9 protein-coding genes are annotated in these 12081 nt (G+C 39.7%); 2 read left to right on the forward strand and 7 right to left on the reverse strand.

Annotated features, from left to right (window positions below; genetic code table 11):
* The first annotated feature begins 39 nt into the window (after positions 1-39).
* Together ANA7108_RS0123485 and ANA7108_RS0123490 are read left to right on the forward strand one after the other, a co-directional pair.
* The gene (locus ANA7108_RS0123485; RefSeq protein ID WP_016953278.1) at positions 40-975 is read left to right on the forward strand and encodes a UDP-glucuronic acid decarboxylase family protein; all 936 of its coding nucleotides are present in this window, start codon (positions 40-42) and stop codon (positions 973-975) included.
* Positions 976-1051: 76 nt separating this feature from the next.
* Complete coding sequence (locus ANA7108_RS0123490; protein WP_016953279.1) at positions 1052-2443, forward strand: UDP-glucose/GDP-mannose dehydrogenase family protein; 1392 nt, start codon at positions 1052-1054, stop codon at positions 2441-2443.
* A 118-nt stretch (positions 2444-2561) separates the two neighbouring features.
* On the opposite strand, the gene ANA7108_RS0123495 is transcribed toward ANA7108_RS0123490, so the two are convergent.
* The 7 genes from ANA7108_RS0123495 to ANA7108_RS0123530 all read right to left on the reverse strand — a co-directional run bounded on the left by ANA7108_RS0123495 (position 2562) and on the right by ANA7108_RS0123530 (position 11914).
* Positions 2562-3356, reverse strand: a complete 795-nt coding sequence (locus tag ANA7108_RS0123495; protein ID WP_016953280.1) for a DUF2993 domain-containing protein — start codon at positions 3354-3356, stop codon at positions 2562-2564.
* Positions 3357-3784: 428 nt separating this feature from the next.
* Positions 3785-6079: a polysaccharide biosynthesis tyrosine autokinase gene (locus ANA7108_RS0123500; RefSeq protein WP_016953281.1), complete on the reverse strand. Its 2295-nt coding sequence runs from the start codon at positions 6077-6079 to the stop codon at positions 3785-3787.
* A 710-nt stretch (positions 6080-6789) separates the two neighbouring features.
* Positions 6790-7329: a WcaF family extracellular polysaccharide biosynthesis acetyltransferase gene (locus tag ANA7108_RS0123510; RefSeq protein ID WP_016953283.1), complete on the reverse strand. Its 540-nt coding sequence runs from the start codon at positions 7327-7329 to the stop codon at positions 6790-6792.
* Entirely contained in the window at positions 7316-7912 is a 597-nt protein-coding gene (locus ANA7108_RS0123515) for a YdcF family protein (RefSeq protein WP_026104409.1), read from the reverse strand. Before ANA7108_RS0123515 ends, ANA7108_RS0123510 begins: the two co-directional genes overlap by 14 nt.
* A gap of 115 nt (positions 7913-8027) precedes the next feature.
* On the reverse strand, positions 8028-9194 hold the full coding sequence (locus ANA7108_RS0123520) for a glycosyltransferase (RefSeq protein WP_016953285.1): 1167 nt from the start codon (positions 9192-9194) through the stop codon (positions 8028-8030).
* Between the two features lie 20 nt (positions 9195-9214).
* Positions 9215-10693: a hypothetical protein gene (locus ANA7108_RS0123525; RefSeq protein ID WP_016953286.1), complete on the reverse strand. Its 1479-nt coding sequence runs from the start codon at positions 10691-10693 to the stop codon at positions 9215-9217.
* 45 nt (positions 10694-10738) lie between these two features.
* Positions 10739-11914, reverse strand: a complete 1176-nt coding sequence (locus ANA7108_RS0123530) for a glycosyltransferase family 4 protein (protein ID WP_016953287.1) — start codon at positions 11912-11914, stop codon at positions 10739-10741.
* Between the last annotated feature and the right edge of the window lie 167 nt (positions 11915-12081).

Genomic DNA, 12081 nt, shown 5'->3' on the forward strand with positions numbered 1-12081 from the left:
ATACCCACTGGAAATAACTGTAAAATTACCAAGAAATTTATGAGAATTTTAGTAACGGGCGGTGCTGGGTTTATTGGTTCCCATTTGATCGACCGACTAATGACTAAAGGTCATGAGGTCATATGTTTAGATAATTTCTACACAGGTCATAAACGCAATATCCTCAAATGGTTAAACAACCCTAATTTTGAGATGATCCGTCACGATATCACTGAGGAAATTCGCTTAGAAGTGGATCAAATCTATCATTTAGCTTGCCCTGCGTCCCCGGTACATTATCAGTACAACCCCATTAAAACCGTGAAAACTAACGTAATGGGAACAATGAATATGTTGGGGTTAGCTAAACGAGTAAAAGCTAGGTTTTTGTTAGCTTCTACCAGTGAAGTCTACGGTGATCCAGAAGTTCATCCCCAAACTGAAGATTATCGAGGTAGCGTTAATCCCATTGGGATTCGTTCTTGCTACGACGAAGGTAAAAGAATTGCTGAAACTTTGGCATTTGACTACTACCGAGAAAATAAAGTTGATATTCGGGTAGCCAGAATATTTAACACCTATGGCCCACGAATGTTAGAAAACGATGGTCGAGTAGTGAGCAACTTTATAGTTCAAGCCTTACGTGGTAATCCTTTGACAGTATACGGTGAAGGTACACAAACTCGTAGTTTCTGCTATGTCTCTGACTTAGTTGAAGGACTAATCAGGTTAATGAATGGTGAGTACATTGGTCCGGTCAATCTGGGTAATCCTGATGAATACACAATTTTGGAATTGGCACAAGCTGTGCAGAACTTGATTAATCCAGATGCACAAATTAAGTTTGAACCCTTACCTTCAGATGATCCTCGTCGTCGTCGTCCCGATATCACCAGAGCAAAAACTTGGTTAAATTGGGAACCTACCATTCCTCTACAAGATGGGTTAAAACTGGCAATAGAAGATTTCCGCCAACGTATTGAAAGTAACAATTAGTTAGTTATTAGTTGTCATTAGGCATTTGTGAACCAATGACAACTGAAATAAAGGTAAAAAAGTAAGGAGTTAAAAAATGCGTGTTTGTGTAATCGGGACTGGTTATGTGGGTTTAGTAACAGGGGCTTGTTTGGCTCATATCGGACATGATGTTATTTGCATAGATAACAACGAAGAAAAAGTAAAATTAATGAAGTCTGGGCAGTCGCCAATTTTCGAGCCAGGACTATCGGAAATTATGCAGTCTGCTATTAATACTGGAAATATTCAATTTTCTTCGGATCTGGCTGCTGGAGTGGCTCATGGCGAAATTCTATTTATTGCGGTGGGAACACCTCCCTTACCTACTGGGGAAAGTGATACTCGTTACGTAGAAGCTGTGGCGCGTGGTATTGGAGCAAATCTCAACGGTGGTTATAAGGTAATTGTCAATAAATCTACTGTTCCTATCGGTTCTGGTGACTGGGTTAAGAGAATTGTTTTAGATGGCATTGCTGAACGCCAAACAACATTGCTACCAGGAAGTGAGACAGCAGTTGCAGAAAAATTACCTGAGATTGCCGCTCAGTTTGATGTCGTCAGCAATCCAGAGTTTTTACGGGAAGGTTCAGCAGTTTATGACACATTTAATCCTGACCGAATTGTCTTAGGGGGCAATAGTCAACAAGCAGTCGGGATGATGAAAGAACTATATGCCCCAATTGTGGAACGCAAGTTTGCGGCTGACAAGTCTTTACCCTCTGTCCCAGTGCTGGTTACAGACCTGAGTTCAGCCGAAATGATCAAATATGCTGCTAATGCCTTTTTAGCGACCAAGATTAGTTTTATCAATGAAGTTGCTAATATTTGCGATCGCGTTGGTGCCGATGTTACCCAAGTCGCAAAAGGCATCGGTTTAGATTCCCGCATTGGTAACAAGTTCTTACAAGCTGGTATTGGTTGGGGTGGTTCTTGCTTTCCCAAAGATGTCTCAGCACTAATTCACACAGCCGATGATTATGGCTATGAAGCCCAATTGATGAAAGCCGCTGTGAGTGTAAATGAACGCCAACGTTTGATTGCTTTGGAAAAACTCCAGCAAGTCTTGAAAATCCTTAAAGGTAAAACGGTGGGACTACTTGGCCTGACCTTCAAGCCAGATACCGATGATTTGCGTGATGCACCTGCGCTTAACTTAATTGAGCAACTCAACCGCCTGGGAGCTAAAGTCAAGGCTTATGACCCGATTATTTCCCAAACAGGTATGCGTCATGGTCTTTCTGGTGTCTTGGTGGAAACCGATGCGGAAAGACTAGCTGATGGCTGCGATGCTTTGGTACTTGTTACTGAATGGCAACAGTTCAACACTTTGGACTACACAAAAATGGCAAAATTGATGAGTCACGCTGTGATGATTGATGGTCGCAACTTCCTAGATCCTGAAGCAATGGTGAGGGCTGGGTTCCAATATGTGGGTGTGGGACGATAAGAATTAAAAATTAAAAATTAAAAATTAAAAATTAAAAAATTTATGCAACTTGTGTTTTTTAATTTTTAATGACATCGCCGCCCAAACTAAAATAGGCGGCGTTTAATTTTTTTCCATTTCAAGAACTACGCGGGATACGTTCTATTTCTGCATAACCGCTAAAAATTAACCTTTGACCTTCAGTTTCTAACCGATTAAGTCGCATTTTTACTCCATCAAGGTCAAAGCGATCTAAATCGACCATGTTATCCAAAATTTCTACCAACGCCATACTTAAGGTTTGGGAAATTTCTCGCTGTAATTCTGGAACTTGCTCCAGTTCAATTTTTGGATCTTTGAAAGAAATCCGTCGTCGTCTTTCAATCCCAACACCTATGGTCATACTCAGGGGTATAAGTTGTCCGTTGTTTAAATCGGCTTTAGCTACAAGATGTAATTGATTTCCCGGTAATAGTTGTATTTGGACTTCCGTAAACGAAACTGGTTCCCCACCAGATATAGCTATTAAAGTTGGTTCAGAAAGGTTGAGCAAGCGCTTTTTAACCAGTTCTGCCTTGAAAGCTTCATTAATTCCTGCTTCTGACAATATTACTTGCGCTACTGCTTGGGTAGGTTGTTTGAGGGTGAGTTTGCCACTTAAAACCGAGCTGAAGTCAATGGCAACTGCATCGGTTTCAAAAGTCATTTCCTCAACTGCGAAGTCTTTACGAATGACTAAGCCACGACCGCTCATTTTAAAGCTATCAATGCTGCCTTGCAACAGTTTGCTGGAGGGATAGCAGCGCACAAAGACTTCTACTGACTCGCTCATGCTAAACAGGTGGCGAATCGTTTGGCTGGCGACTGTGTTGAGCATTCGCTCTCCCCAATCGCTGCCTTTAGGATCTGTAAAACCAGTAAGTCCGCCTAACATTAGATTCTGGGTCTCTAGAAGTTCTTTGTACTTTTGTAACAAATTGTCAACAATAGTGCAAGCGATCCCCAGATTTAATCTTCTGATAGATATGTGCAGGATAACTGATGGTTGATAGAATAATATGCTGTCCCAAGAGCCTGCAATCACCAATTATCCTTGATTTATAGTCTGTAGGTTAAATTTTTTAATTGCATGATTGACGCAAAATCATGAATAAACGTATCTCTTACGGCTCCCGTAAGGCATACCGCTGAGAACACCGAGGAATAAGAGTTTGGGAGAGTTTTTGCGTAAGTCCTAAATTGTTAATTATGCCCTACATTACTAGTGCGTTAGAATACTGCTAACGCACCCTACGTGACAAACAAAACATTTCAGTTAAAGGATCATGAACTCAGGACAACAGGCTTTCAAACTATCGATGTTTAACCAAGCCTAGATTCTTTTCTCTTACTATAGTAGTAGCTGTTATAACCACTTAATTTCTTCTTATCCCCGTTAGCAACAACACCTAAGACGTTGATAGGAGAACTTCTGAGCGTATCCTGAAGTTGTATCAGTGCTGATTTATCAGTTTTGTCGATCCTTGCTACCAGTATCATACCATCAGTTTGCGGTGCTAAGAGTCTGGCATCAACTAATCCCAACATTGGAGGGGCATCATAAATCACTAAATCAAAGTTTTTCTTAAAATATTCCATTAGTTGCTTCATCTTATCTGATGAGAGCAACCTGGCAGGATCGGGTGGTGTTGGTCCTGCGGTAATCACAGATAATAGATCCATAGAAGGTATTTGCTGAATTACCTGCTCAACTGGCATATTTGAAGATATTACATTACTCAATCCCGATAGATTATGTAAATTGGATACTTTGTGAACCTGGGGGCGGCGGAGATCCGCATCTATCAATAGTACTCGTTTTCCCAAGGCGGCGGCTATTTGGGCAATATGGAATGAAACGGTAGTTTTTCCATCTCCAGGCATAGCAGAGGAAACAACTAGGGCATGAATCGGTTTATCAGAATTGAGTAATTGAATATTGGAATAAAGAACCTGTAGAGATTCCCAAAATATTCCTTGTCCATAATAGCCATCACTTGAATGGCGACGACGGAAGAGATTAGAAAACCAACCTATATTTTGGGTTATATTTTGGGGTATCTTTTGGGAAAGATTGCCTAACCAATTTTCTTCTTTGGCAACGCCGTTGTTAGGATTAGATAATTGATTCGTAGAAATTTGTTTATCAAGAGGAAGAGATCCTAAGAACGGGAGTTTTATCTTCTCTTTCATACTCTCGACAGTATGGTAGGTATTGTCCATTTTCTCTAAGAGCAAGCCAATACCAATTCCCGCAGCCAAGCTCGTCATTAATCCCAACAATAAACTACGTGGAATATCTGGAGATATAGGGAATTTACCCAGAATTGGTTTTTGTATTAATTCCCAAGGAACTTCTGTCTGTGCTACTCCAATTGAAAGTTCTTGTTCGGTAGTTAAAAACTTATTCAGGGCATCATTTGCGACTTGCAATTCCCGTTGAATTTCACTGTATTGTCTGGTTAGGATTGGTAACTGCTGAAATCTAAATTTTAATTGCTGTTCAACCTTAGCTAGTTCTCGGCTTTCTACCTCTAGTTTCTGAATTTGAGTGGTCGCTTCTGCTACTCTTAGACCTAAAAACCGATTTTCCTCCTCTTGAAGAAGAGGTAGAAGATTTCGTCTTTTCTCCTGTAGTGATTCTACGACTGGGTTGTCAGGTTGAAAACGAACTAATTCTGCAGATATTTGGGTTTCTAATTGGCGTAATTGAACAACTAACTGCCCGTATATAGGTGCATTATTTAATATTGACAGTTTTCCTTCTGGCGTTGATAGACTAATATAAGCAGCACGAGCTGTGGCTAATTGTTGATTAACATCTAGTCGTTGCTGATCCAAAGTTTGCATTTGTTGAGCAACTGAATTAGATTTGCTTTCTGGATCAATAAACTCGTATCTTTGTCGAAAAATTTCCAGTTTTCGTTCTAACTGAGTTACAATATTTTGACGTACGGGGCGTTGTTTTTTTATAAACTCAAGCCCCTGACGTAACTTCGTTTGACGCTTTTTCAAACTGTCAGTTAAATAATATTTAGAAATTGTATCTAAGACAATTTTAATCTCTTCAGGATACTTGCTTTTATAGCTTACTTCTATAACCTTAGTTGGACCCAAACGACGAATAGTTAAATTTTTGATCAGGTAATTATAATCAATTTTTGGATAATCGTTTAGATAGTCATATCTCAACTTGCGTATAACATCTTTATGGTCAGATTTTAATTTATTTATCACGTTTTCCATGACTTCCTGACTTTTAAGAACCTGAATTTGACTTTCATAATCTAATCCAGATTTAGGAACTGCCGAGTCTGGAAGATTGAGTGTTTGTAAAGTATTGTCTCCTGTTACAGGTTCAACTAAAAGCTGAAAATTTCCTTGATATATCTTTTCTTGCTTTAATGTTGAATAAGTAACAGCACCCATAACAGATGCAACAACAACTGTGATCACTAAGGCTCTTCGTCGAAGAATACCCAGTAATTCTCTTGGGTTCCAGTCTTCATCCTCTGTTTCCAAAGGTGAAAAAGGCTGAAATGGCAATAATGTCGGTGCAATATTTACCTTTCCATTCTCATTAGCATTCGAGATTATATTAGAATTCTGATTAATCATGGATTTGTATCGCTGAATTATTTAGGTAAATATTTTATGTTTCTTCGGTATCAGTTGTACAGAACTAATTTTTAAAATGCCAAATGAGCAAACTGACAATTTTGATAATTTCAAAATTACTCAACCTGTAGATGCTTTATTTGTTTTATCTTCTAGTATTTTCACGCAATAGCATTTTTGATCCCCTAGTTAATCTTCCACCGCTTATTATAGTCTTGTGTGAATCGTATCATGCGATCACAAAAAAAGAGTTGCTTACATTTTACACCCTAGTTTCTCAGTTGTGTGTTTTGTTGATGATATGGGAATCCAGTTAGATTACTTAGTTAGATTATAGCTAGGGATGTGTATCTAGAGATACTCATTGAGACTATTGACTTTTATAAGAATACTACTTTTTTCAGTTCAGACCACAATTTGTCCATAGCTTGCTGAGTATGAGCCATATGCTCCCGTCATATCATGTCCAGTTGTTCGCGTAGCGTCTCGTTAGAGATATACTTATCATTTAGACTAACGCTCAAGACACGGAGACGCTCTTACGCGGAGATTTTTTTTTGATAAGTGATTAGGCGGACATGACATCAGAGATACACAAAAATCAAATAAAAATCCTATATAGTTTGGATAATTTTTCAAGATGTAGATTGTGATTTGGGTAGTAACTGTTGATCTTTTGCCAGAATGCTCAATTATGTTTCAGATTTTTGTCATATTTTCCTCTTCTTAATGGGTTGGGCTGGATTACCGGCATAAATCATCATTGACTCTAAAGATTTTCCAGTTACACTACCTAGAGTTAAAACTGCTCCCTGGCCGATTGTCACTCCCGGACCAATTACCGATTTTGCTGCTATCCAACTACTCTCTTCAATATGTATGGGAGCAGGAATCAGTTGAAAATCTAAATGATTCCAATCATGATTACCTGTACATAGATAAACCCCTTGAGACAAACAAACATGATCTTTTATCACTACAGGTGCAAGGTTGTCAATCCAAGTATTTTCCCCAATCCAAACATAGTTACCGATACTCAAACGCCAGGGGAATTTGATTCGCACTCCAGGTTTGATACGAACTCCTGTACCGATATTGGCACCAAAAATCCGGAGAACAGCAATTTTTACTGATGATATTGGTAGTAAATAACTTTCCACTAAAGGTGAACCCAGAAAGTACCACAAAAGTTGTTGAAGGTAGGGCGCACCTGGGGTATACTTGCTAAGTTTGTAATTATCTAGACGCATAAACTGGGGGACGAAAACGAGGGTTGAAGCTGGCTCCGGTACGACCTGATACAATCCATAATAGAGAACGTCCACTATCACGAATAATACGGACAACTGATTCTCTAGGTCGTTTTGAGGGAATAGAAATGGGGGTAAAAGTAATGCCTTGGCTACCTAAAACTAGGGTGGCTATAGTTTTAGCCCTCGGTAGATGGAAATCTGAAGTGATCAGGTAGACGTGCTGGATATGGCGTTGCTGGAAATCGTCAACCAGGGTAGTAAAATTAGTCACTGTGTCAACCGCACGATAGTCAAGATGAATGCGATTGGTGGGAATAGCTACAGCCCCGAAAATTGCCAAAGCTTGGGCTGGAAGTATGCCACTAGAAACCCAAATATCTAGATAGGGATGATTTTGAGCAAATTCGGCGGTAAATTCCTCTCGCTCTGGACCACCACCAAGAGTGAGAATAGCTTGGGGCTGGGGTGCTTGGTAGGATGCGATCGCTATTCTGATCGGAATAACACTTAGAAGCACCAGGATCAAGCCGACTAAACTTAAAACCCAATATTTTTTGAATTGGCGATATAACCGCTTCATGAGTAAAATCAGTGTGTTTTCAGTTAGTTTATTGGGATTGTCTTGCCAAAAGCGTACACAAAGAACATCCACTCGCCCACCCTACTCACATCAGTATCATACAATTTAACAGAGGTTATTGATTAATAATGTTTTGATAGGCAGTAGCTAATTGTTTAGCAATTGTCTGCCATGAATATTGTTCTAAAGCAAATAAACGTCCATTTTGACCCATTTGTTCCCGCATTTGGGGGGAATTTAAAAAATTAGCGATCGCTCCTTGCAAAGCTTCTATTTCTCCTTCTACAATGATTCCAGCTTGAGCTGCAGCGATTTCCGGCGCAATTTGCACACCCGGTGTGGTGATAATTGGTAAACCAGACACCATCGCTTCTGCTAGGGCGATACCAAAATTTTCGGAATAAGTAGGCAGTACAAATAAATCCGCACCTTGCAACAACAAATCCTTATCATATCCGCTGACAAACCCGACAAATGAAGTTTGCTCTGTGAGATTAAGGGATGCCACTATTTGCTGTAAAGATTTAACATATAAATCTTCTCCAGAACCGGCAATGAGTAAGTGAAACTTCTGCTCCTGTTTTACCAACCCACCTAATGATTGAATCAACAATTCAGGACGTTTCTTATAGTGTAAACGGGAAAGAAATAGAACAATGGGAACTTCACTAGAGATATTATACTGATGTCGCAATTTAGATTTAGCATCACGAATTAATAAAGGTGGATTAACTCCTAAAGGCAAAACTATTTTAGGTGGCGTAACTTCAAACCGTAATGCATCTTCCATCTCACCCACAGATGTACAGTGGATAGCCGCAGCATTATTTAAATTACGTCGTTCAATTACAGTGCTATAAATTTGTTTTTTTAACTGGCTTTGTGCCAATGCCCAAGGTGTTAATTGTCCCATGATTCTCACCGTATATGGAACTTGTTGCCACTGGGCAAAAATAGCAGCACAGCTAGGAAGATATGAAAATAAATAGTGATTATCTAAAATGTCGTAATTTTTGATATTTTTCCATAGCCACTGCGTAAATCTTGGTGAAGGTAGAAATGCTTTGATGCGAGCAGCAGGGGGAAAGAACCAAACTGGTAATCCTTGATATTCTACACGCTCAAATAATGGAACATCCAGCAGCATTCCCTCATCATCATTAGTAGTTGCAATCTCTGCATCTATTCCTTCTGCGCGTAAAGCCCGTACCAAATTGAGAACTACCTGAGTCGGACCTCCTAGCTTGGGGCTGATTGAGGGAATTACGTGTAAAACTTTCATTTATATATCTCTCAGTGTAATTAACTTCGCGGATACTGGCGACGTAAGCGTTTAATTCCCAATAAACCAGGAAAAGTTTTAGCAAAGAAAATTAACCCCAAAATTGGCAACATTGAAGTTGTAAAGATAATCAGACTCCGCATAGAAACTGCTGCTGTAAAAAAGCCTAAAGCATTGACTACTATACCATAACCAGTAGTATGAAATGCGGCTGTCCGAGACCACCAAGTGGCTAATATACCTAGGCACACAGATATTAATAACACTGCCAACATACCCCCCATCATGTAGCTTTCACCTACATAAGTTGAGGCTACTGTCCAACCATCAGCACCCACGACTTCCTCAATGGATATACTTAGACCTTCGGGTTTATCAGGCCACAAAACTCTTGGTATGGGTTTGGTTGCAAATACAAACAGTAATTCTAGTCCCAAAAAATCATGTTTATTCGGGAAAGCATCGACTAATAAACCAATGGTATGTAGGTTGTAGTCAACTGATAGGGTTCCTTGCACTTTCTGACTGGCGTAGGCTGCGGTTTCTAAATATCGGCTAATGCCCATCTCTCTAAACCCCAGCATATGACGGGTGGCAAACACCATTGCATATCCCATCACAGCAATGGGAGCAGTGACATTTAATAGATTAGGGCGTTGTATTGTGAGTAAATAGCCACCTAAAAATGTGGCAATATATGCACCAAATATGTTGCGTGTTCCTCCGGCAAATCCATCAAAAAAAGTGAACGCAAAGATGATAAATACCACAAATATCTGCCAACTGCGAAAAGATTGACGACGATTCCAGATAATACCTGCTAGGGGGGGTATGGCGTAAGAAAATAGCTTTAGTTCCGACAAAAATACTCGCCAGTCACCTAAACGCCCTCGTCCCCACGGCACAGCAAATCGAGGTCCGAGTTCAGCTTCAATTAACTTGATAGGATTGAATTCAACTGTTATAAAAACATAAAAGTATGCGAGAAAGGCTGATATCAAAAAAATCCTAAACAGCGCGTTGTCAGGAATATTACTAAAGTCTAAGAAACTGGGAGGTACTGGCTTAAACAAGGTTATATGGCGACCAATTGCTATTCCAGCAAACCCCACCAACAGAACGTAGAGAGCATAGGCAGTTTGCTCAGAAGTTAAAAGTTGATCAAACTTTGTCTGTGGATATAGAAACTCAATCAGTGTTAAAAAATATAGAGCTACGATACTAGCTAAATCGGCTCGAAACAAATTTCGCAACCCGCGAGTACTGTCACTCCAAATACTGAGAGCTATGCCTACTAATACGGAAATAGCTACCTGATTAGCCATCAGGCTAGGAGTTTGATCTAGACTAATGTTTACGAATGCTACGATTAAGCTAGAGATAAAGACAACTGTTCCCAAAAATGTGGCTTTGGCGATGTTTTTTTTGAAGACAGGTGGCTTTTGCTGTGGATAATAGGGATTGCTGGAGATGTTCATGAGATTGATATCATTTCCCATAAAAAACTGCGAATCTGCGAACTAATAAACGTTGATCCAACATCACTAGATTATGTGTGATTTACCCGATACGTTAAGAATGAGCTTTTGATAGAGAGATTCATAAGTATCTACCATATTTGCTAAAGAAAATCGCTTTTTTATGAGTTGAGAACCAGCAATAGCCACGGAGTTCCGTAAACTGAGATTGACAAAAGCCTCTAACCCGGTCAAGTTATCTTTTCCAGAAGCGACAAAACAAACTTCTGGAGGAAACTTTAGCTCATCTGCTAGAGATGAACTAATCATACATGGCAAAGACCAAGCCATTGCCTCCAACAAAGCAAATGGCAATCCCTCAAACTGAGCCGGATGAAAAAATCCATCTGCTGCTGCTAAAAATGGTGTTACGTCATTTTGCCAACCCAAGCGTTGGATGTATCCTTGGGCATTATATTCGATAACCCATTGATCCCACATGGGTGTTAAACGCCCATCTCCAACCCATAAAAAACGTGCAGTGGGAAGGTTATGCTTGAGGTTAGTTGCCCATTGTAAAAATAGCAGCGGTTGCTTTTGTGTTTCCATTCTTCCCACTGCTACTATTAGTAACTCATCTGCATGGATTCCTAATTCCGAACGAGTAGCTTGACGCTTTGTTAAACGTTCTGTATCTTCAGGAATGCAAACTCCATTTTCAATAACTTTTATTTGCTGATCAAAAGAAGGAAGAAACTTTTTTAACTCTCGACCACGATTTTCGGAAATGGCTAGAAGTGAACCGCTAAAACTCTTTAATGCTCTTTTGGCTATTTTGTCCCGCCATGTGCCTAAAAATGCTCCTAAACTAGCCTGAGTTTGGGTAATATGGATGGTTGCCAATGTCGGTATTTGTAGAGAATCAGACCATGTTAATAAATCCAACCCATCTTCTAAGTTTTGCTTGTTGAGATGAATAATATCAGGTTGGAAAGCTTGCCAATCTGAGATACAAGCATGATGAGAGCGAGGGAAAACATCGGAAAAAGAACGCAGTTTACGATTATATGTATTAACGTAGGGCGATCGCATTACTTCTCCAAACCTAGCAAATGAACTTGCTAATTCATCCATGATCGGATGTTGAGAACACCATAATCCCACAGAATAGCCCCGATTTGCTAATTCTTGCCCCAGATAAATTAAATAGAGTTCACCTCCACCTCGTGACCCAGAACTGCTGCTTACAAATAAGATCCGCATGAAATTATGATAATTAATTTTTCAACAATCTCTAATCCCAATTCTATGAGGTTGCCCTATATTCACCCTCAGAATAGAATTCTGGGGCTACACAAACAAAGTCCACCTGCGTGGGCTAATTGCTAATTAAGCGCACCTGCATCCAAAAATTGTATAACGTCTAGTAA

Source organism: Anabaena sp. PCC 7108 (genome assembly GCF_000332135.1).
Lineage (GTDB): Bacteria > Cyanobacteriota > Cyanobacteriia > Cyanobacteriales > Nostocaceae > Anabaena.